Here is a 20983-nt window from a genome sequence, read left to right as displayed (position 1 = left end):
CCTTTAAGATTCCTGCCCCCTGCCTAAATATGCTATAAATAGACTTCATTTTTGTGCTTCTACAGCACATTCGAGAAATTCTTATGTCCGATAAAAATTCTTCCGAGTCAGCAATTTTAGGCTGGAAATTTGTTCTGATCGTTGGTGTTTTAAGTGCAATTTTCCTTGGCTTTTTCTATTTAGCAATGAGTAATGAACCTGACTATATGCCAGGTGCACAGCGCAAAGCACAACAAGAGCAAATGCAGCAAAAGGCTGAGCACTCTACAGAGCAACACGCTCAACATAGTGACAACATGCCTGAAATGGATATGCAAGAACATAAGCAATCAACTCAGTAATCAGATATTTTTCAAATGACAGATTTTTCCCGCAACGCACTGGTTGTAGAAGGTGGAGGCATGCGTGGTGCCTTTACCAGTGGTGTACTTGACGCGTTTTTACAACAACAGTTCAACCCATTCGATTTATATGTTGGTGTATCGTCTGGTTCAACTAATGTCGCCAACTACCTAGCAGGCCAGCAAGGCCGCACTTTAACATTTTATATTGATCATTCACTGCGTCCTGAATTTATCGATTACAAGCGCTTTTTTAAGGGCGGCGATTTACTTGATTTAAAATGGATGTGGGAAATTGGTGAGCAAGAGCATCCTCTTGATCAACAGAGTCTTTTCGCTAAAAATCCAGATTTTTATATGGTGTTGACGCATGCTACAACAGGTCATGCAGAATATCTTCGTGCGGGTAAAGACAATTTACTCAATGCGCTTCGTGCTTCTAGCTCAATTCCAGTTTTAACGCGTCATCCCGTCGATATTATGGGTGAACCTTATTTTGATGGTGGTGTTGCAGATGCCTTACCCGTTCGCTGGACAGCTCAGCAAAGTGGTGTCAAAAAACTGTTAGTTTTACGTACTCGTCCGAAAAACTATTTCAAAGCAAGTAGTCGAGGTGATCAATTCCTCGCAAAATATGCTTTTAAACATCATTATGGTTTCGCTAGTAGTTTGCGTAGCCGCTGTGCTCGTTATAACGCTTCAGTAGATTTCGTTCGTGGTCAAAACTCAGACCAGCAAATTTTAGAAGTGTGTCCACCTCCTCTTAAAAATATGGCTGGCCGTTTAACTACCAATCCGAAAAAGCTTCGCTACAGTTATGAAGTCGGTTTAGAAACAGGTCTACAGGCAATTGAAAGTTGGAATGCAATGAAATAAATTAAAATTGAGATTTCTAAAAAGAAGTCTCAATTTAACTTCAAAACCATATCAATATGTGGAATGCCACAGTCTTGGTAAACTTCACCTTGTACTTTAAAGCCTAAAGCTTCGTAAAAAGCGGTCACATAGGTTTGCGCTGAAAGCTTTAAGTAAGGCAGTTTATTAAGACGCGCATATTCAATAATATGCTGCATTAAAATTTTACCAATACCCTGCTTTCGATAAGGCATTAAAACAGCAACACGCCCTACGCTATGCTGCGGCAACAAACGTGCTGTAGCGATAGGCTGCTCTTTGTCATAGACAATAAAATGTAGAACTGTGGCATCCAAGTCGTCCCATTCATCTTCAGGTGCAATTCCCTGTTCTCGGATAAAGACTTGTTCACGGATGTATTTGGCATCTTGCTCAAGCTGTTCCCAACCACCCTCTACAATTTTATACATCCATTCACCTTCCTAGCACTTACAGCCGATATTTTCGATCGGCAACTGATCTTGTAATAGCAATTCCAACGTTTGTTTTTTGATTCCATACATTTCTTTCAATGCTTGGATTTGAGCCATAATCTTGGGATCAGGTTGTGAAACATTTTTGCGTTTTGTTGCCAAAATCATTTTATTTTTGCTGGTATGTTCAAGCGATACAAACTCAAAAACTTTGGTTTCGTAGCCATATGCTTTTAAAAGTAACGCACGTAAAGTGTCGGTCAACATCTCGGCTTGTTGTCCAGCATGAATACCAAACTGTAGCATGGGTTGTAAAACTTCAGGACTATGTAGTTGTGGACGCAACTCTTTGTGACAGCACGGCGCACACATAATCATTGAAGCGTTTAAACGGATTCCAGTATGAATGGCAAAATCTGTAGCAATATCACACGCGTGTAAGGCAATCATTACATCCAACTTTTCTGGTTGATAACTACGAACATCGCCTTCAAAAAAGTCTAAGTGGTTAAAATGCACTTTGTCTGCAACGTTCTGGCAAAATTCCACCAAATTACGGCGCAGCTCTACACCAGTAATCAATGGTGTTTTCTGCTGTTGTTGCAGATAATCATACAATGCAAAAGTTAAATAACCTTTCCCCGAGCCAAAATCGACAATGCGTAACTCTTGTTGAGACGCATCAATCTGTTCATAGGCACTCGCAAAAATTTCGATAAATTTATTAATCTGTTTCCATTTACGAGCCATGCTTGGAATAACTTGGGCTTTCTCATCAGTAATACCCAGCTCTTTTAAAAATGCATTGCCCTGCTGTACATAGCGCTGCTTTTCACGGTCATGCGCCTGAACCGTTTGTGTCGTATTTACGGCCTGCTTTTTACCCATATTTAATATGGCTTTTTTCTTATTTTTTTTAAGTTGAATTTCTTGAGTGGTTGAAAATAAGTTTGCTTGCTTACACTGTGCGATTAATTGCTCAATCTGTTGCAAACCTTCTTGAAATAAATAGTTTTTAGTCACATCTTGAGTAGTGTGATGGTATAGAGCTGAAAGCTGTTTTTGTCCATGTAGCTCTACAATGCGGAAAGTAATTTTTTCCAGCTGCGCCAACTCTCCCTTATATTGGCTCAAGATCAAACGCTCAAAAGTTTGTTGATCAAGCATTTGCTTGATTTCATAAAAGAATTGCTGTTCTTGCTCAAAGGAGAAAACCGACACGGATATACCTGAAAAATGAAGACTCATATAAAATAGAAGTTTAAAGGGTCTAGGATTAAAAATAAAATAACTTTACGACTGTTTTGTATTTCTATACATTTGTATTTTTAATCAAAAAAATTAAAGTTATGAGTAAATCTGTGTTGGAAACTTACGATCCAAAAGAAGAACTATTTAATGCCTATAGTCATGGTGCTGGTGTTGTTATGGCAGTTGTAGCTTCTATCTTTTTAATTATAAAGGGATCCTATCTTTCAACTGCTCAGTGGGTGGGTTTATGGGTATATTCATTTAGCCTAATTTTAGTTTTTACCAGTTCTACACTCTATCATTTTGCTCAAACACAAAACCTACGCTACTGGTATAAAAAACTCGACCATACTGCTATTTATTATTTAATTGCGGGAACATATACCCCGTTCTTAAGCATTGCTATACCTACGCAAAAAGCTCATATTTTACTTATTACTCTCTGGAGCATTGCTGCAATTGGTACACTTTTCAAGTTAGTTTTTATTCATCGTTTTCAGAAAATTTCGCTACTTGCTTATGTTCTTATGGGTTGGCTTGCTGTATTTGTTATGGATGATATGCGCACCTATCTAAGTAAAGACGCGTTGATTTTGTTAATTATTGGCGGATTAGCTTATACGGTTGGAGCATTGTTTTACGCGTTAAAAAAGGTAAGATATACCCATGCGATCTGGCATATTTTTGTGCTTTTAGGTGCAGGGGCACATTTTCTTGCAATCTATTGGTACGTAGTTTAGTCCATTTTTCACTCATATTCAGTGATCCTGAAAGAGTCATGGATGATGTTCTTTCACGCTATTCTTTGAGAAAAATACGTCTTTAAAAAGAATAGTCATTAAAAATAAATTTTAACGGATATAAGGACTTATATGGAGTCAACCTCTGCGACTGCTGCTCCTGTAGTAGCCACTAATTCAAAAACACGAGTTTTGTTTGCAAGCTTAGTCGGTACAACTATTGAGTTCTTCGACTTTTATATCTATGCAACAGCTGCTGTGATTATCTTTCCTCACCTATTTTTCCCTGCTAGTAGTGGCAGTGCCGCAGTTTTACAATCTCTGGCAACCTTTGCAATTGCCTTTATTGCTCGTCCTATCGGTGCCGCATTATTTGGCCATCTAGGAGACCGTATTGGTCGTAAAGCCACATTAGTTGCAGCTTTACTGACCATGGGTATTTCAACCGTATGTATTGGTTTACTTCCCACCTATGCCCAAATCGGGATTGTCGCACCATTACTATTAGCTGTTTGTCGTTTAGGACAAGGCTTAGGTTTAGGCGGTGAATGGAGTGGCGCAGTATTATTAGCGACTGAAAATGCCCCAGAAGGTAAAAGAGCATGGTACGGCATGTTTCCGCAGCTAGGTGCTCCAATCGGCTTTATTCTGGCAACAGGTTCATTCTTATTATTGAGTGCAGTTATTCCTGAGCAAGCATTCATGCAATGGGGTTGGCGTATTCCATTCATTGCCAGTGCTGTATTGGTTATTGTTGGCTTATATATCCGTTTAAAACTTCATGAAACTCCAGCTTTCCAAAAGGTTTTAGATAAGCAAAAAGAAGTTAATATTCCATTTAAAGAAGTCTTAACCAAACATACAGGTAAGCTTATTCTTGGCACAGTTGCAGCAATCTGTACCTTTGTCGTGTTCTATCTTACTACCGTATTTGCTTTAAACTGGGGAACCACTAAACTGGGTTATGCGCGTGGTGAATTCTTAGAACTTCAACTCTTTGCCACACTTTGCTTCGCCGCATTTATTCCTTTATCGGCTATTTTTGCAGAAAAATTTGGTCGTAAAACGACTTCTATTGGCGTTTGTATTGCTGCTGCGATTTTCGGCTTGTTCTTCTCTAGTATGTTAGAGTCTGGAAATACCTTAATCGTATTCCTTTTCTTATGTACTGGCTTGGCGATTATGGGATTGACCTACGGTCCGATCGGTACAGTTCTTTCTGAACTTTTCCCAACTTCAGTTCGATATACAGGTTCAGCATTAACTTTTAACTTGGCTGGTATTTTTGGTGCATCTTTTGCCCCACTCATTGCGACTAAGCTTGCTGAAACTTATGGTTTATATGCGGTTGGTTATTATCTTACGGCTGCATCACTTTTATCATTAGTTGCCTTCTTACTTATTCGTGAAACAAAAAATGATGATGTAAATAATCAGATTTAAAGTTTTAAAGACACCCCCATAAAAAAGCCAGTTCAATTTGAACTGGCTTTTTTATACGTATATGAATTAATTCATTGATGCAGGATTTGCTGGAGCAACACTATTTGTTGCAGCTGGCGCTGTTACATTGCTTGCTGCAACTGCTGCTGGTCCTGCTACAGCTGCTTCACCGATTAAAGCAACTTTTGCTTTTTCTTGGCTTTTTGCAGAAAGAGCTGGGTTACTTGCCACAATACGATTAATGTTTGCTGAGTTTGCTGGAGCAATCGCAGTAGTTTGTAAAATAATTGGGCGATTACCTGTGTTACCCAACGTATAGCGAATACCTGTACGTGGACTAATCACTGTAGTATTTTCTTGCTTCACTACAGCTTGAGCCGAAGTTGGGCCTTTTGCTGCAAGTACTTTGTCAACCGTTGTCGTTTGAGGGGCTGAAGCTGCTTCTGCTGCAAAAACAAAACTTGGTACAGCAAGAACAGTTAAAAATAAAGGTTGTAATACTTTTTTCATTGTCTTTCCAACATACACTCTGGATGAGAAGTAAATAGCATTTAATGCTTAAAACTGCAAACATTATTCACAGGCTTACTACAAACATAAAAAAAGCAGAACAATTGTTCTGCTTTTTTTGTAAAGGCAGATTAGATCTTACCGTGACATTGCTTATATTTTAGTCCTGAACCACATGGGCATGGGGCATTACGGCTTTCTGGAACAGGGAAAGCTTGCTGATCGGCAGACTCGTTCATGGTTTCTTGAGAAAGTGTAACTTCACCAGTTAAACCATCTACATCATCATGTTCAAAAGAAAGCTTCATCGATTCAGCTTGCTGCTGCTGTTGAGCTTCCATTTCTGCAAGTTCTTCTGGTGTTGGGATATGTACACGAGACAAATCAGTCACAACATCAGTTTTAATAATACCCAACATGTTTACGAACAGGTTGAAAGCTTCTTTCTTATATTCCTGCTCAGGGTTCTTTTGCGCATAGCCACGTAAGTGAATACCTTGACGCAAATAATCCATTGCAGCCAAGTGATCTTTCCAATGGCGATCAAGAGAGTTTAAAACGAAATGGCGCTCAAGCATTGCTGCAGATTCATCACCCATTTGAGCACGGCGCTGACGATAACGCTCAATCACTTCATCACTAATGCGTTCAACTAAACCTTCTTCATCTAAACGACGATCTTGGTCTAACCATTCCTGGATTGGTAGCTCAATACCTAAATCAATACGTAAAGCATTTTCTAAACCTTCCACATCCCACTGGTCATGAATTGACTCTGGTGGAATAAAGTTGGCAATCATGCCTTGCATCACTTCACGATGCATTTCTTCAACGTATTCTTTTAAGGTATTTTCAGCTAATACTTCATCACGTTGTGAGTAAATGATCTTACGCTGTTCATTATTCACGTCATCGTATTTTAATAAGTTCTTACGAATATCGAAGTTACGCGCTTCAACTTTACGCTGAGCATTCTCAATCGAACGGCTCACCATTTTATGTTCAATCGCTTCGTCTTCTTTCAAACCCATCGCACGCATCATGCCAACAACACGATCGCCTGCGAAAATACGCATAAGGTCATCTTCAAGAGATAAATAGAAACGAGAAACACCAGGGTCACCCTGACGACCGGCACGACCACGTAACTGGTTGTCAATACGACGTGATTCATGGCGTTCAGAACCAATGATGTGCAAACCACCGGCTTGCAATACATCTTCGTGGTCTTGTTCCCATTGTGCTTTTAGACGCGCTTCATCTTCTGCAGTTGGGTTTTCAAGTTTGGCAAGTTTCGCTTTCCAGTTACCACCCAAAATAATATCCGTACCACGACCAGCCATGTTAGTTGCAATCGTTACTGCATTCGGACTACCCGCTTGAGCAATAATGTCAGCTTCACGCTCATGCTGCTTTGCATTCAACACTTCATGATGAATACCAGCTTGCATTAACTTAGAAGATAAAATTTCGCTGGCTTCAATGGTTGCCGTACCAATAAGAATTGGAGCAACACCCTGCCCACGAATATTCATAATTTCTTGAATAATCGCGTTATATTTGCCATTACGGTTTAAATAAATTAAATCGTTTTGGTCGTTACGAATCATTGGACGGTGAGTTGGAATAATCACAACATCAAGACCGTAAATTTCTTTCATTTCCGCAGCTTCAGTATCAGCAGTACCTGTCATACCTGAAAGCTTTTTATAGAGACGGAAATAGTTCTGGAATGTTGTTGTTGCTAAAGTTTGGTTTTCAGGCTGAATTTCTAAGCCTTCTTTTGCTTCAACAGCTTGATGCAAACCTTCTGACCAACGACGACCCGGCATCGTACGACCCGTATGTTCATCGACAATAACCACTTCACCATCATGAATAATATAGTGAACATCACGTTGGAATAGGAAATGCGCACGAATAGCAGCAGATACATGGTGAACAAGGTTCAAGTTTGTTGCTGAATATAAGCTTTCGCCTTCAGCCAACAAGCCCATCTGAATAAGTTCTTGTTCAACAGTTTCATAACCAACCTCGGTCATTTCAACTGAACGCTGCTTTTCATCAATCCAGAAATGACCACCATCTGCTACTTTTTCTTCTTTTTGCGGATGTAATTTAGGTGGAATCGTATTGATTGCACTGTAGAGGTGTGAAGAGTCTTCACTTTGACCAGAAATAATTAATGGTGTACGAGCCTCATCAATTAAGATGGAGTCAACTTCATCGATAATGGCATAGTGCAAACCACGTTGTTTCTTTTCTGCTAAAGAAAACACCATGTTGTCACGTAAGTAGTCAAAACCGAATTCGTTATTGGTACCGTAAGTAATATCTGCAAGGTAAGCTGCCGCTTTTTCTGACGGACCTTGCATTGAATAAATCGTACCAATTGATAGACCCAAAAATTCAAATAATGGGCGGTTCAACTCGGCATCACGCTGTGCCAAATAATCGTTCACAGTAATGACATGTACACCTTGGCCACTCAAAGCGTTTAAATAACACGCCAGAGTACCCATAAGGGTTTTACCTTCACCAGTACGCATCTCGGCAATCTTACCTTCATGCAAGGTAATACCACCGATTAACTGAACGTCATAGTGACGCATACCCATCACACGCTTAGCAGCTTCACGACAAACTGCAAACGCTTCTGGAAGTAATTTATCTAAACTTTCGCCATTATTATAACGTTGTTTGAATTCTGGAGTTTTTGCAGATAAGTCTGCATCGCTTAAAGCTGATATCGTCGGCTCGAGCGCATTGATTTGCTCAACAATTTTGCGCATGCGTTTGAGTTCACGCTCATTTTTTGTACCGAAGATACCTCCGATCAGACTTGCCAACATGGATAAACTCTCTAAATCTTGCTTGGTCAAATGAATAAACTTTTTCTCAGTCGTTTATTATGGTGCCAGAAATTTGAAGTACAAGGGGTTTGCACAAAACCCCTAAAAAAAATCTGATAGTTAGACGAATGGTTTTTCATTCATCTAATCTCCCCTTAATGTGCCGAGCACCAAAAACACACCATTAACGCTCATCGATTAAGCATAACTTCCGAGAAATCTAATTTAGCAAATTTACCTTAAAGTTACATTGATTAAGCACTTAAAATAATGAGTTTTAGTCATATATATTTACACTTATATAAAAAGTTCATAATAAAATACAAAAACAATAATTTTAATCATAAAGTAAATGCTGCATATTCATTCAATCGAATAACAAATTATGCGTAATTGAGGAAAGATCATGACACTACGATTAGGAGATACTGCTCCCGATTTTCAACAAGAATCGAGTGAAGGCACAATTAATTTTTATGATTTTTTAGGGGATAGTTGGGGAATCTTATTTTCACATCCAGCCGACTATACTCCCGTATGTACAACTGAATTAGGTTATACAGCAAAATTAAAAGATGAATTTACGAAGCGTAATGTTAAAGCGATTGCTTTGTCAGTAGATGATGTAGAGTCTCACAAAGGCTGGATCAACGACATCAATGAAACACAAAATACAACTGTAAACTTTCCAATCATTGCAGATAAAGATCGTAAAGTATCTGAGCTTTATGGTTTCATCCATCCTAATGCCAGTGAAACACTCACGGTGCGTTCTTTAGTAATTATTGATCCTAACAAAAAAGTTCGCTTAATCATTACCTACCCTGCTTCAACGGGCCGAAATTTTAACGAAGTCTTACGTGTTGTGGATTCATTACAATTAACAGACAAGCATAAAGTCGCTACACCTGCGAACTGGCAGCAAGGTGAAGATGTCGTTATTGTGCCATCACTTAAAGATGAAGAAGAAATTAAACAACGTTTCCCTAAAGGTTATACGGCTGTTAAACCTTATTTACGCCTCACGCCACAGCCTGAAAGCAATAAAACCGATTAAAGGTTTTATTGCTTGCAAGACAAACGCAGTGCGTAGGCAAATATCTGAAAAATTCCCTACAAGACAAGCAAAGCGCGTAGGCACACTTAGATTAAATATCACACCCGAAAAAGTCATCTGTAGTGATGGCTTTTTTATTTATGTATTGAATACTCATGGTTTTTATTGTTCAGATCAGTTATAACTCGAAACGATTCGGTAAAAAAATAAAAATCATGATCTATAAAATTCATCATTTAAAGTGTGGCAGCATGTGCCCAGTTTGTGCACCCTTATTTGGACAAAAAGGCTTCCGAGCTGAAGTAATCTGTCATTGTCTTTTAGTTGAAACTGATCGAGGCTTAGTGCTTATCGATACTGGCTTTGGCTTGCAAGATTACTTACATATGAAGCAGCGCCTAGGCTCATTAGTTAAACGCTTAGGCAATATTGAGTATAATCTTGAATTTAGTGCGATCCAACAAATCCAAAAGCTCGGGTTTAGCCCCAAAGATGTACAGCATATTTTTGTCACTCATCTTGATTTCGACCATGCTGGTGGTATCTCAGATTTTCCTCATGCCACAGTTCATGTTTTAGCAGCAGAATACAACGCTGCCCAACTTCCAAATTTTAAAGGCAAACTTCGCTATAGAACCAATCAATATAAAGATCATCGGTATTGGAACTTCGTTGAATATCAAAAAGGTGAAGCATGGTTCAACCTCGAAAAAGTTAAAGGTTTTCCGCTGTTTCAAGATGAAATTTTAATGATACCGCTGTTAGGACATACAGCTGGACATTGCGGGATTGCCATAAAGCAACAAAATCAATGGGTATTATTTTGTGGAGATGCCTACTACTCACACCTAGAGTTAAACCCTAAAAATAAATTAAGATCACTTGATCTGGTGGAAAAAACATTTGCAGAAGACAATCAAAAGCGTCTTTTTAATCTCAAGCGTTTACAGCATTTAGCTCAACATGAACCCACGATTGAAATAATTTGTGCTCACGACCCTGATGAGCTTAAACGGTATCAAACATGAAGAAATTATCGCTCCTTACACTTGTCATCTGTATAAGTTTACAAGGATGTATGCAGCACGAAAGTATCGCCCATGAGCATCGACCACAAGATTGGGGAAGCTTAGTTTCTCAGACTCATAACTTTTATCAAATTAGTAATGATGTTTATCGCAGTGAACAACCTGATACAGCAATGATTTCTGAATTAAAGAATCATCAAATTGGAACGATCATTAATTTAAGAGCCAAAGACGCAGATAGTTTAGTTTTTAAAAATGAAAATTTTAATCTTGTACATATTCCTATCAACACTTGGGCAATTGACCGACAAGATCTTTTAGAAGTCATGCAACAAATCAAAATTGCCAAGCAGAATGATCAGCGCGTTTTATTGCACTGCTACCATGGTTCAGATCGTACAGGGGCCAGCGTTGCCATGTATCGCATTATTTTTGAAAATTGGGCAATTAATGATGCGGTTAAGGAAATGAAACAAGGGGGTTACGGTTATCATATTATTTGGAAGAACATTGACCGATTATTTACCCCTGAAAATGTAAGATGGATTCAACAACAACTGTCGAATCCATCTTAATGACATCTTGAGTAGAATTTTTACTCTGGTTAACGTTGGTCTAACGGTACCCAGTCAATTACCCAAGCTGATTTCATATTTAAGCTTGAATCAGAAGTAATTTTCTTACGAGCAGCATCTGCGGTATCACGGTCTTTTGCAGGACCAACCATAATACGAATTCCCTTACTGGTTGGGCTTGTAGTGACCTTGTAGCCTTTAGCTCGTAATTTAGAAACAACGGCATCTGCATTTGCTTGGTTAGCAGCCAAAGCGACTTGAACCATCCACTTTTTATCGCCATTTTCAAGCAGTTCACGTGCTTTTTCAGCTTCAGCTTTTTTCTCAGCTTCAGCTTTTCGTTTAGCATCAGAGGCTTTTTTATCAGCTTCTGCTTGTCGTTTGGCTTCAGCAGCTTTTTTGTCTGCTTCTGCTTGGCGTTTCGCTTCTGCAGCCTTTTTATCAGCTTCTGCCTGTCGTTTAGCTTCAGCTGCTTTCCTGTCTGCTTCTGCTTGACGTTTTGCTTCAGTTGCTTTTTTGTCTGCTTCTGCTTGACGCTTAGCATCAGTCGCTTTCTTGTCTGCTTCTGCTTGGCGTTTTGCTTCAGCAGCTTTTTTGTCTGTATCTATTTTTGAAGTATCAGTTGTTTTATTCACCGTATTAGCTTGCTGGTTTTTAGCTTTCGCCTCACCCACTAACTCCGGTGGAATATTATCTGAACTTTCTTGAGCCGCTGTACGGCGCGCATTAATCGCAGCGTACTCTGCTGCAGCTTTACGAGCAGCATCAGCTTCAGCTTGCTGCTGCATTGCTAAGAACTCAGCTGCACGTGCTTCTTGTTCAGCAACGGCCTTTTCACGTGCACGACGCTGTTCTTCTAGCAAACGTTTTTCAGTTTCAACATCAACCGCAAGAGGTTGTAGTTGTACCATTTGCCCTTCAGTTGTCTGTTTTGGTTTAGTTTGAGTTTTTGGCGATGTGGATGCGGATGGTTGAGCTTCAACCTGTTTTATTTCCTCATTTCCTTTTAGAAGTAATGCTGCCAATAAAACACCACCTCCTAGTAAAACAACGCCACCCATCCAGCGTTGTTTGTTATTCATTGACATTCTTCCAAATACTCCCAAATCGCTTCTAAAGTATGAAACGAACCACAGGCCAAAATCAGCTGATTGTTATTTGTTTGCTCAAGCGCTGATTTAAAAGCCTCTTTGATATTGCCATATTGTTGTACTGTCTGGCCTTGCAAGGCATCATTGAGTTGCTGAATCGGTGCAGCACGCGGCACATTCAATTCAGCAATTTTCCAATGTAAAACAGTAGGTTTCAATAAATCGACTACTGATTTTATATCTTTATCTGCCAGCATTGAAAATACTGCGACAACTTCTGTGTACTGTTTATTGTATTCTAAGAAATTTCGCAATTGCTTTAACAAAAATTCAACACCATGTGGATTGTGCCCAGCATCAAAAATGACCGTCTTCCCATCTACTTGACGCTGTTCAAAACGCCCTGCTAAGCGAGCAGATTGAATACCTTTTTCTAATGCTGACTGAGAAATCTCAAGTCCGCTATTTAAAATGGCCGCAACTGCTCCTGCAATATTTTCAATCGCTAATGTACCTAAAGGAAGTTTTAAAGTGGTTCCTTCTGAAGCAAAGTACCAGTTTTGTCCATCTTCTGCGAGCTTATAAAAATAATCACGATTAACGGTATATAAGTCTGCTTGTGAACTTTGTGCTTTATCTTGAATTGCTTGCGGTAATTGTTGCTCACCAGCGAAGATAACCGGAATATGTGGACGAATAATGCCTGCTTTTTCAAAAGCAATTTTTTCAATGGTATCGCCTAACCAGTCTATGTGATCTAGGCCAATATTAGTAATCACTGCAATGTCGGGATCAATCACATTGACGACATCTAAACGCCCGCCCAAACCGACTTCGAGCACCCATACATCACATTGTTGTTGTTTAAAAATAACAAAAGCAGCCAAAGTGGTTGCTTCAAAAAAAGATAAGCTTAAATCACAATCGCGACGAGCCTGATCGACTTGAACAAAAGCATCAATCAGACTTTGATCATCGACTTCAACTCCACCTAGTTTAACTCGCTCATTAAAGCGATAGATATGCGGTGACTGATATAACCCAACTTTATAACCCTGTGCCTTTAATATCGCAGCCAGTGTGGTTGTGGTTGAGCCTTTACCATTCGTTCCGGCTACTGTAAAAACTTTAGCATTAGGCTGAGTTACACCCAGCTTTTCTGCAACAGGAATTACACGTTCCAGACCAAGATCTATCCCTGTAACGTGAACATGGCTCCAATAATTGAGCCATGTATCTAAAGAGTCTATTGAAAGTGGAGCTTGTTGGTTCAAGGTAAGTTCATCAATTTCGATACAAGTCGAGATACAGTATCACGTAAAGCATGACGATGAACAATCTGATCGATTACACCATGATCAAGCAAATATTCAGCACGTTGGAACGGTTCTTCAAGAGTTTCACGTACAGTCTGCTCAATTACACGTTTACCAGCAAAGCCAATCATTGCTTTAGGTTCAGCAATATGAATATCACCCAACATTGCTAAAGAAGCTGTTACACCACCATACACAGGATGTGTTAACACAACGATATATGGTAAGCCAGCATCTTTTAATTTTTGAATCGCAGCAGAAGTGCGCGCCATTTGCATAAGCGATAACATACCTTCTTGCATACGCGCGCCGCCAGAAGCTGCGAAACAGATTAATGGCTGACGTTTTGCAATTGCAAGCTCGGCAGCCTGTACAAAACGGTCACCTACAACTGTACCCATTGAGCCGCCCATAAAGTCGAACTCAAAAGCACATGCAATCATATCTACGCCATTTAAGTTACCTTGCATGGCAATTAACGCTTCCGTTTCACCAGTTTTGCTTTGCGCTTCACGCATACGATCTGGATACGGTTTAGAGTCAACAAACTTTAATGGATCTTTTGCAGTAAATTCTTGACCCAATTCAGTTACAACATTATCGAAGAACCAGTTCAAGCGGTCACGAGCTTTCATTCGTAAGTGTTCATCACATTGCGGACAAACATATGCATTGAAAGATATTGCTGTACGTGTCACTAGTGCATGACATTCAGGACATTCAATCGTTGGCTCAGTAAATGTTGCTTTGAGAATTTGTTGCTCATCTGCGACTTCAATACCTGGAACCGGACGTTTTGTCCATGGTGTCGAAGGGCTAAGAACTTTCCCTGGTTTCACTTCTTGATTCATACTAACTCATCGAGCGCTGCTCGAAGCTCCTTGACTTTACTCACCGTCTGTTCAACAGCGTCATCCGCTGCCAACGTTGCAAAATTTTTAACGAAAGCACTACCTACAATCACGGCATCAGCAACATTACCCATTGCTTTTGCTGAAGCGGCATCACTAATACCAAAACCAACACCCACTGGAATATCAGTGGCATTTTTGATTTTTTGAATACGTGCAGCAGCTTCTGCCGTATCAAGTGTTGCTGCTCCAGTTACACCTTTCAGTGAAACATAGTAGATAAAACCACCTGCCTGATTAGTCACATGTTGAATGCGTTGATCTGTAGAAGTTGGCGCAAGTAAGAAAATTTGGTCCATATCATGTTGTTTCAACACAGCACCAAACTCTTTTGACTCTTCTGGTGGTAAATCCACAAGTAATAAGCCATCTACACCACATTGTTTCGCATGAGAAACAAACTTCTCGTAACCAATCACTTCAACCGGATTCAGATAACCCATTAAAACAACAGGTGTTTCCTGATCCTGCTCACGGAACTCTTTTACCATGTTGAGTGCATCCAACGTGTTAGTCCCTGCTGCAAGCGCACGTTCAGCTGCAAGCGCAATTACCGGACCATCAGCCATTGGATCTGAAAATGGTAAACCAAGCTCAATGACATCTACTCCTGCCGCAACCATTTTATGCAGTAACGGAACCGTTACTTGTGGCTGTGGATCACCCGCCATAACATAAGATACAAGCGCTTTACGTTGTTGGGACTTAAGCTTTTCAAAACGGGTGGCAAGACGTGACATAGGGTTGTGCTTTCCTTGAATTATTTAAAATTGAGGAGTTGTTTGTAGAAATACAAGAACATCGCATTTTAACGCTATTTTTTGTCCATTGAACAGGTCTAACGTTATGGCGATATTCGATTGTATGATTCATACAACCCATGGTGTACATTTATCAATATTTTGAAACTTTTCTCAATGATCAAAGCTTCCTATTTTCGAGCCATTATTAGATTGTCACTTGGTTAAAAAACAATCACACAAAACTTATTTCTCAATATTTTTATTGGCGAGTTGTAATTCCCTTTTCCGCATGAGTAAAGTTTGTCCTGTCAAATTTTTATGAGCCCGTGCAAGTGCCGACTGATCCGAATATCCCAACTGTTCAGCAATTGCGGTGAGGCTTTCATTTTGGTGAAGTAATATTTCACAGCGTTTCATGCGTTCAGCATCTAAAATTAATTTAAATGAAGTATTTAATGACTGTAATTGACGCTGCAAGCTTCGTACTGAAATATTCAACTCGATGGCAATATCCTCTATTTTCGGAGCTTGTTGCTTATGTTTGAAATATTCATGAACAATCCAATGTATTTGCTGAGCTAAATCTGTATGTATTTTCCGCTGAGCCAATGCCTCTTCTGCTTGTTTCACTAAAAGTTGCATTAAGCTGGGGTCTGCATGTCGAGGACGAACATTCAATCCTTCACTTGCAAAAGTTAATGCATAGTAAGGTTGCTCAAATGATAATTTACATTGAAAGAAACGCTGATAGTGAACTAAGGGACCACGTGAGCGGTGCACAAACTCAACATGCTGCAAGAGAAAATCATGGAAAGGAGCAATTTGTTTAGCAAGCTGAACCATAGCAGCTAAAGTCAGCTCACAAAGTATGATATTACTGGCATCAACCAAAGGCCAATACAAACGAATGTTAGAAGCATCTTGTTCAACTTGCATAGGCACGACTTGCTCACCGTCAATCACGAGACGATGAAATTTCATGACATATTCAAGAACCTCTGCAAAGCTCCCACTCCGAGAAGCCATATATCCCAGTACACCAAAATTGGCAGGTGTAATACAAGTTGCCATTTCTAGAGCTAAATTAGAAACTTGCAGACGAGACTCTGTCAGCTCTAAAAGTTCAAGAAAAAAGTTTAAAGAAGATTGAGCATCAATAGATGAAGCTAAAATATTTTGAACTTGACGGGCCTGAACATCTGTAAGGTTTAATGCCTGCCAATCGATTCCTTTCTCTTTTAGATAAGTATTCCACAGATAAAAGTAGCCATTTGAAATCGTAAAATCCTGCATGGCTCATCCTTTTTTTTAACGCCATCTTGTCGCAAACTGTATAAAAATTGGCAATAACTGTCAAAACAAAGCCGACTATTGGCGACATACTAATGAACATGTTAGATGCGAGAAATAAAAATATGAACGCACATGTTTCTTATCAGGTCGAGCCAGTGGTTCGTAAAGATCTGGATTTTCATTTAAACGAAGCGCCTCGCTTTTGGTTTAATAATGATCCTTTTTTGACTCGTATGTTTGATGCGCTCAGCTTAACCTTTCCAGATGGAGAGCGTTATTTTATTGAATGTGTCCGTATGTTCCGTGACAAAATTGATGACCCGGAACTACAAAAGCGAGTTGCCGATTTTATTAAACAAGAAGCTCAACATGGTATTGCCCATGACAAAATGAATCAGCTCATGAAAGAGCAAGGCATGCCTGTTGACCAGTTCACAGCCACACTTAAAAGGATTTTCCGTTTTGAGCTCACCAAACGCTCACCGCAATACAATATTGCAATGACGGCAGCAGCTGAACATTTAACTGCATTAATGGCAGAAACGTTTTATAGCAATAAAAAAACTTTGGAAAATGCTCACCCATATGTCCGAGCGCTGTTCGCTTGGCATGCCATTGAAGAGATGGAGCACCGTGATGTTGCTTTTGATGTCATGAAACAAGTAGGTGAAGTTCCTGAGTCGACTCGTCGATTTGTATTGGTTCTTACGACGGTACTGATGTTTGGTTTTACACTCTATCGCACCAACATCATGTTGAAATGTGATGGCTTTAGTCCAAGAGAAAGACTCCTGATGAACCTTAAAGGTTTACCTTGGTTCTTTGGCAAAAATGGCACATTAACCGCTATGAAAAACCAATATTTAGATTGGTTTAAAAAAGACTTTCATCCAAGTCAACATCCAGTCATTCGTCAATATCCTGTTTGGATTGAAACACTCGAAAAGACAAATGATCCTATTGCAGCTGGTGAAGCATTCTGGCAAGCAGGTTTATAACCTGCTTGTTACCATTTCGCATAATGTTGTTCTAGTAAACCGTATTGCTCATTGCAATTGATTATATCGGTTGCCTCATGCCCAATCGTGCCGCTAATTTTAGCTTGCCACTGATTGAACTGGCTGCCGATCATTCTTAAGTTTATATTTTCATATCGGCACCAACCAATATGCACTTGGAGATTAAGCTTTTGATCTAAAGAGCTAATTTGCCAAAGCTCATCATTTACTTTTTCAAATAAAACATCAGTTAGTGGAAATAAGACTCCGTTAATCCATAAGCAGTTTTCATTACCAAAACTTTCATTAACACCAGAAGCTAAATTTAAACCAATACGACGCCCTTGCTCATCCCAGAAATTACATGAAAGCCAGAACCAAGCCGTTTCAGGTCGCAAAAAACCGCAGGTATCATCTAAAGAGGCAAATGTCTTTTCATCAAATTGTACGACTTGGTTTTGCTTATTAATAAACATTCCCTCTACAGCCAATGTGGTCTGCTTTTGGGTATAAGTCCAACCATTGATGCCAGTTGGTGTACACAAACTTAATATATCGGTTCCAGCACAAAAAATACGAGCGCTAAGTTGAATCTCACCATATTTAGTGACTCGAATGTACCGCACACCATTGGCATGCTGGATATCAAACTGATAAGGAGATTTAGAAAAATAACTTTGATTAAATAAAGGTTGTTCATCAAGGTAGGTTTTATGACCTAAAGGCTGAATGGCATTCCACTCGATGACCTGCCCTGTTTCATGGTCATAAATATAGAAAAAGCCATGCCCAACCCAGCCAATATCTGCAATTGCCAGACCAATACTATAGTGTTTATGTTGAATGCCGCAGAATTTAAATTTTTTATATTTTAATTGCTTACGCCAGCCTTTAAGGACCTTACCATAAGGGGTTTTATAAATATAATGTTGTACGTGAATGGTTGACGGTACAGATTCAAAACGCCCGTAGCGAGGCTGTCCATTTTCTTGAATTAAATCCATTTACCCACTTCCATATGAATATTAGATTTCAAATGACCTATACCACGGTCAAATACGTATTTTCCCAAATTGTTTCAGCAAAATCGCCTTTTATTAAATGAATATAGCGCCCTGCTACACAATCTATTGCTAAGCAGTCATCAATATCAATGACTCGATCTGTATGTGCTTTTTGCCACTGCCGATCTATAAATTGTTTACCTAATTGTTTGGCAGCTACCGCATTCGGTGCAACCACAAACTCATAACGGTGAAGTTCACCGAATTCACTTGCATTATATCCGCCCAGATTAATTAAATATAATTTTAAATCATCTGGTTGTGGAGCAGCATCTGTAAAATGAATTTGATAATTTTGCCCTTGAGAGCTAACTCCTGAGAGCTTGGCCCAAGCATCAATATGCAATCCTTGAGCCTCACCAAACCAAGCCTGTTTAAGTTGAGGATAAACCTCTTCCAAAGTATCTCCTACAGCCATGACTACATCATGAACTTCTGTATTAGCGCGTGCATGACGCCCGCCTAACATCACCATAAACAAACTTGGCATTATATCCTCTTACATCTCGACCATTTCTACGCCATCAATACGTGCAACTGTCATTAAATCTTTATCACCACGACCTGAAACAGTCGCAATAATAATCTGATCTTTAGACATCGTCGGTGCAAGCTTAGAAACGTATGCCATCGCATGAGAGCTTTCAAGTGCAGGAATAATCCCTTCGATTTTAGTTAAGTCGCGGAAACCTTGTAGAGCTTCTGTATCATTAATCGGCACGTACTCTACACGCTTCATATCTTTCAAGAAGCTATGTTCAGGACCAACACCCGGATAATCAAGACCAGCTGAGATACTGTGTGTCTCAATAATCTGGCCTTGCTCATCACTCATTAAATAAGTACGGTTACCATGTAATACGCCCACATGACCCGCATTTAACGGCGCAGAGTGTTTACCAGTTTCAATACCAAAACCAGCTGCTTCAACACCATACATTTTCACATTGGCATCGTTTAAAAACGGATAGAACAAGCCCATTGCATTTGAACCGCCACCTACACAGGCAACTAATGCATCTGGTAAACGACCTGCTTGTTCCAAAATCTGTTTACGCGCTTCACGACCAATAATTGACTGGAAGTCACGAACCAATTGAGGATATGGATGCGGGCCTGCAACTGTACCAATCACATAGTACGTCGTATCAACATTGGTTACCCAGTCACGCATCGCTTCGTTCATGGCGTCTTTCAGCGTTTTAGAGCCGCTTTGTACAGGAACAACTGTAGCACCCAACAAACGCATACGATAAACGTTCATCGCTTGACGCTTAACGTCTTCAGCGCCCATATAAACAACACATTCGAGACCTAAACGTGCTGCAATTGTTGCTGTCGCTACACCATGCTGCCCTGCACCAGTTTCGGCAATAATACGTTTTTTACCCGAAAGCTTTGCCAATAACGCCTGACCAATCGTGTTATTTACCTTGTGTGAACCTGTATGGTTTAAGTCTTCACGTTTAAGATAAATTTGCGCACCACCTAACTCTTTTGACCATCGCTCAGCATAATAAAGTGGACTAGGACGACCTACATAGTAGGCGAGGTCACGGTCGAATTCTGCCAAAAACTGTTCATCATTTTTCATGCGGGAATAGAGATTTTCTAAATCTTCTAATGCCGCCATTAGAGTTTCTGACACAAAACGTCCGCCATGGATACCGAAATGCCCTGCAGCATCTGGGTACTGTGTATAGTCAATCACATTGTTTTGCTGATCCACGTTGGACTCCTTGCATAAATCGTTCAATGAGTTGTTGGTCTTTTATACCTTTTGCGGACTCTACGCCTCCGCTCACATCTACTGCAAAAGCACCGGTAGTATGAATAGCGTCAATGACATTGTCAGGGGTTAAACCGCCTGCCAAGATTAATGGAATATCAAGTTTTGGGAATTTAGACCAGTCAAACTGATGTCCTGTGCCCCCTTTGAGCTCAGGATGCCATGCATCGAGTAATACAGCACTGGCACCAGCTGCCTGATATTTTTGAATTTCAGCAACTACATCCAGATCAGGTTTAACCTGAATCGCTTTATACCAGCGACGTTTACAATGGCGAGCAATATCTTGGCATTGTTCTGGAGTTTCATCGCCATGTAGTTGTAATACATCTAGGGGAACACAATCAAGTACATCCTGAATTTCAGTAGCACTCGCATTTACAAACAAACCTACCATTTGTACATAAGGTGGAATTACTTTTGCTAATTCTTGGGCCTGTTCAACCGTTACATGTCTTGGACTTGGCGGAAAAAAAACAAAACCAATCGCATCAGCTCCAGCAGCAACAACTGCCTGAACATCTTGAATGCGAGTAATTCCACAGATTTTTGCTCGTGTACGTTTTTGGTTTGATGGGCTCATGATCTGCCTAAACTACAACCATTTCTTAAAATAAGCGCCATTGTAATGCAATTTTTGTCCCTTGCGTAAA

At 39.9% G+C, this 20983-nt stretch carries 21 protein-coding genes; 8 read left to right on the top strand and 13 right to left on the bottom strand.

Going from position 1 to position 20983, the window contains the following annotated elements; all coding sequences use genetic code 11:
* Window positions 1–83: 83 nt before the first annotated feature.
* Together MKL33_RS18250 and MKL33_RS18245 are read left to right on the top strand one after the other, a co-directional pair.
* Window positions 84–341 (top strand): hypothetical protein, encoded by a 258-nt coding sequence (locus MKL33_RS18250; protein WP_001280981.1) that lies wholly within the window; start codon window positions 84–86, stop codon window positions 339–341.
* A gap of 15 nt (window positions 342–356) precedes the next feature.
* Entirely contained in the window at window positions 357–1217 is an 861-nt protein-coding gene (locus MKL33_RS18245; protein ID WP_270907485.1) for a patatin-like phospholipase family protein, read from the top strand.
* 29 nt (window positions 1218–1246) lie between these two features.
* On the opposite strand, the gene MKL33_RS18240 is transcribed toward MKL33_RS18245, so the two are convergent.
* Together MKL33_RS18240 and MKL33_RS18235 are read right to left on the bottom strand one after the other, a co-directional pair.
* Entirely contained in the window at window positions 1247–1666 is a 420-nt protein-coding gene (locus MKL33_RS18240; RefSeq protein WP_270907484.1) for a GNAT family N-acetyltransferase, read from the bottom strand.
* 12 nt (window positions 1667–1678) lie between these two features.
* On the bottom strand, window positions 1679–2890 hold the full coding sequence (locus tag MKL33_RS18235) for a class I SAM-dependent methyltransferase (RefSeq protein WP_270907483.1): 1212 nt from the start codon (window positions 2888–2890) through the stop codon (window positions 1679–1681).
* 128 nt (window positions 2891–3018) lie between these two features.
* On the opposite strand from MKL33_RS18235, the gene trhA reads away from it, so the two are divergent.
* Together trhA and MKL33_RS18225 are read left to right on the top strand one after the other, a co-directional pair.
* The gene (gene trhA, locus MKL33_RS18230) at window positions 3019–3660 is read left to right on the top strand and encodes a PAQR family membrane homeostasis protein TrhA (RefSeq protein WP_270907482.1); all 642 of its coding nucleotides are present in this window, start codon (window positions 3019–3021) and stop codon (window positions 3658–3660) included.
* Window positions 3661–3792: 132 nt separating this feature from the next.
* The gene (locus tag MKL33_RS18225) at window positions 3793–5103 is read left to right on the top strand and encodes an MFS transporter (RefSeq protein ID WP_002116183.1); all 1311 of its coding nucleotides are present in this window, start codon (window positions 3793–3795) and stop codon (window positions 5101–5103) included.
* Window positions 5104–5169: 66 nt separating this feature from the next.
* On the opposite strand, the gene MKL33_RS18220 is transcribed toward MKL33_RS18225, so the two are convergent.
* On the bottom strand, window positions 5170–5613 hold the full coding sequence (locus tag MKL33_RS18220) for a hypothetical protein (protein ID WP_002116535.1): 444 nt from the start codon (window positions 5611–5613) through the stop codon (window positions 5170–5172).
* Between the two features lie 131 nt (window positions 5614–5744).
* Entirely contained in the window at window positions 5745–8465 is a 2721-nt protein-coding gene (secA, locus tag MKL33_RS18215; protein WP_078219686.1) for a preprotein translocase subunit SecA, read from the bottom strand.
* Window positions 8466–8871: 406 nt separating this feature from the next.
* Between secA and MKL33_RS18210 the strand changes: the two genes are divergently transcribed.
* The 3 genes from MKL33_RS18210 to MKL33_RS18200 all read left to right on the top strand — a co-directional run bounded on the left by MKL33_RS18210 (window position 8872) and on the right by MKL33_RS18200 (window position 11125).
* A complete protein-coding gene (locus MKL33_RS18210; RefSeq protein WP_005050084.1) occupies window positions 8872–9522 on the top strand; it encodes a peroxiredoxin in 651 nt (216 codons plus the stop codon).
* A 215-nt stretch (window positions 9523–9737) separates the two neighbouring features.
* Entirely contained in the window at window positions 9738–10550 is an 813-nt protein-coding gene (locus MKL33_RS18205) for an MBL fold metallo-hydrolase (RefSeq protein WP_174723109.1), read from the top strand.
* Window positions 10547–11125, top strand: a complete 579-nt coding sequence (locus tag MKL33_RS18200; RefSeq protein ID WP_063099579.1) for a dual specificity protein phosphatase family protein — start codon at window positions 10547–10549, stop codon at window positions 11123–11125. The genes MKL33_RS18205 and MKL33_RS18200 overlap by 4 nt, the downstream gene beginning before the upstream one ends.
* A 29-nt stretch (window positions 11126–11154) precedes the next feature.
* Here the strand turns inward: MKL33_RS18200 and MKL33_RS18195 are convergent, their stop codons facing one another.
* From MKL33_RS18195 to MKL33_RS18175, 5 genes are all read right to left on the bottom strand, one after another.
* A complete protein-coding gene (locus MKL33_RS18195; protein ID WP_270907481.1) occupies window positions 11155–12213 on the bottom strand; it encodes an SPOR domain-containing protein in 1059 nt (352 codons plus the stop codon).
* A complete protein-coding gene (gene folC, locus MKL33_RS18190) occupies window positions 12204–13490 on the bottom strand; it encodes a bifunctional tetrahydrofolate synthase/dihydrofolate synthase (RefSeq protein WP_270907480.1) in 1287 nt (428 codons plus the stop codon). Before folC ends, MKL33_RS18195 begins: the two co-directional genes overlap by 10 nt.
* Window positions 13487–14383 (bottom strand): acetyl-CoA carboxylase, carboxyltransferase subunit beta, encoded by an 897-nt coding sequence (gene accD / locus MKL33_RS18185; protein WP_005804699.1) that lies wholly within the window; start codon window positions 14381–14383, stop codon window positions 13487–13489. Before accD ends, folC begins: the two co-directional genes overlap by 4 nt.
* The gene (gene trpA, locus MKL33_RS18180) at window positions 14380–15183 is read right to left on the bottom strand and encodes a tryptophan synthase subunit alpha (protein ID WP_174723105.1); all 804 of its coding nucleotides are present in this window, start codon (window positions 15181–15183) and stop codon (window positions 14380–14382) included. The genes accD and trpA overlap by 4 nt, the downstream gene beginning before the upstream one ends.
* A 246-nt stretch (window positions 15184–15429) precedes the next feature.
* Window positions 15430–16479 carry an AraC family transcriptional regulator gene (locus tag MKL33_RS18175; protein ID WP_087400114.1) on the bottom strand — a complete coding sequence of 350 codons (1050 nt, stop codon included), beginning with the start codon at window positions 16477–16479 and terminating at the stop codon, window positions 15430–15432.
* 122 nt (window positions 16480–16601) lie between these two features.
* On the opposite strand from MKL33_RS18175, the gene MKL33_RS18170 reads away from it, so the two are divergent.
* Window positions 16602–17477, top strand: a complete 876-nt coding sequence (locus tag MKL33_RS18170; protein WP_032036968.1) for a metal-dependent hydrolase — start codon at window positions 16602–16604, stop codon at window positions 17475–17477.
* An 8-nt stretch (window positions 17478–17485) separates the two neighbouring features.
* On the opposite strand, the gene MKL33_RS18165 is transcribed toward MKL33_RS18170, so the two are convergent.
* Genes MKL33_RS18165 through MKL33_RS18150 form a run of 4 tightly spaced genes read right to left on the bottom strand, consistent with a single transcriptional unit; the run spans window position 17486 to window position 20913 of the window.
* Window positions 17486–18481: a DUF2804 domain-containing protein gene (locus MKL33_RS18165; RefSeq protein WP_130173387.1), complete on the bottom strand. Its 996-nt coding sequence runs from the start codon at window positions 18479–18481 to the stop codon at window positions 17486–17488.
* 37 nt (window positions 18482–18518) lie between these two features.
* Complete coding sequence (locus tag MKL33_RS18160) at window positions 18519–19031, bottom strand: DUF1543 domain-containing protein (RefSeq protein WP_001139542.1); 513 nt, start codon at window positions 19029–19031, stop codon at window positions 18519–18521.
* Window positions 19032–19040: 9 nt separating this feature from the next.
* Entirely contained in the window at window positions 19041–20270 is a 1230-nt protein-coding gene (gene trpB, locus MKL33_RS18155; protein WP_002116129.1) for a tryptophan synthase subunit beta, read from the bottom strand.
* Window positions 20245–20913: a phosphoribosylanthranilate isomerase gene (locus MKL33_RS18150; protein ID WP_270907479.1), complete on the bottom strand. Its 669-nt coding sequence runs from the start codon at window positions 20911–20913 to the stop codon at window positions 20245–20247. The genes trpB and MKL33_RS18150 overlap by 26 nt, the downstream gene beginning before the upstream one ends.
* Window positions 20914–20983: the final 70 nt, after the last annotated feature.

The organism is Acinetobacter sp. AOR43_HL (genome assembly GCF_027854635.1).
In the GTDB taxonomy this organism is placed as follows: Bacteria; Pseudomonadota; Gammaproteobacteria; order Pseudomonadales; family Moraxellaceae; genus Acinetobacter; species Acinetobacter pittii.
Note: the sequence above shows the minus strand (reverse complement) of the source record. Positions and strands in the feature narration are given on the sequence as shown.

What these genes read in the sequence shown, in the direction of transcription:
- MKL33_RS18150 (WP_270907479.1), bottom strand. Translation starts at nt 20,913, where the DNA reads ATGAGCCCATCAAACCAAAAACGTACACGAGCAAAAATCTGTGGAATT.
- MKL33_RS18205 (WP_174723109.1), top strand. Translation starts at nt 9,738, where the DNA reads ATGATCTATAAAATTCATCATTTAAAGTGTGGCAGCATGTGCCCAGTT.
- MKL33_RS18160 (WP_001139542.1), bottom strand. Translation starts at nt 19,031, where the DNA reads ATGCCAAGTTTGTTTATGGTGATGTTAGGCGGGCGTCATGCACGCGCT.
- accD (WP_005804699.1), bottom strand. Translation starts at nt 14,383, where the DNA reads ATGAATCAAGAAGTGAAACCAGGGAAAGTTCTTAGCCCTTCGACACCA.
- MKL33_RS18165 (WP_130173387.1), bottom strand. Translation starts at nt 18,481, where the DNA reads ATGGATTTAATTCAAGAAAATGGACAGCCTCGCTACGGGCGTTTTGAA.
- trpA (WP_174723105.1), bottom strand. Translation starts at nt 15,183, where the DNA reads ATGTCACGTCTTGCCACCCGTTTTGAAAAGCTTAAGTCCCAACAACGT.
- MKL33_RS18175 (WP_087400114.1), bottom strand. Translation starts at nt 16,479, where the DNA reads ATGCAGGATTTTACGATTTCAAATGGCTACTTTTATCTGTGGAATACT.
- MKL33_RS18250 (WP_001280981.1), top strand. Translation starts at nt 84, where the DNA reads ATGTCCGATAAAAATTCTTCCGAGTCAGCAATTTTAGGCTGGAAATTT.
- MKL33_RS18220 (WP_002116535.1), bottom strand. Translation starts at nt 5,613, where the DNA reads ATGAAAAAAGTATTACAACCTTTATTTTTAACTGTTCTTGCTGTACCA.
- secA (WP_078219686.1), bottom strand. Translation starts at nt 8,465, where the DNA reads ATGTTGGCAAGTCTGATCGGAGGTATCTTCGGTACAAAAAATGAGCGT.
- MKL33_RS18245 (WP_270907485.1), top strand. Translation starts at nt 357, where the DNA reads ATGACAGATTTTTCCCGCAACGCACTGGTTGTAGAAGGTGGAGGCATG.
- MKL33_RS18195 (WP_270907481.1), bottom strand. Translation starts at nt 12,213, where the DNA reads ATGTCAATGAATAACAAACAACGCTGGATGGGTGGCGTTGTTTTACTA.
- MKL33_RS18170 (WP_032036968.1), top strand. Translation starts at nt 16,602, where the DNA reads ATGAACGCACATGTTTCTTATCAGGTCGAGCCAGTGGTTCGTAAAGAT.
- MKL33_RS18210 (WP_005050084.1), top strand. Translation starts at nt 8,872, where the DNA reads ATGACACTACGATTAGGAGATACTGCTCCCGATTTTCAACAAGAATCG.
- MKL33_RS18200 (WP_063099579.1), top strand. Translation starts at nt 10,547, where the DNA reads ATGAAGAAATTATCGCTCCTTACACTTGTCATCTGTATAAGTTTACAA.
- trhA (WP_270907482.1), top strand. Translation starts at nt 3,019, where the DNA reads ATGAGTAAATCTGTGTTGGAAACTTACGATCCAAAAGAAGAACTATTT.
- MKL33_RS18225 (WP_002116183.1), top strand. Translation starts at nt 3,793, where the DNA reads ATGGAGTCAACCTCTGCGACTGCTGCTCCTGTAGTAGCCACTAATTCA.
- MKL33_RS18240 (WP_270907484.1), bottom strand. Translation starts at nt 1,666, where the DNA reads ATGTATAAAATTGTAGAGGGTGGTTGGGAACAGCTTGAGCAAGATGCC.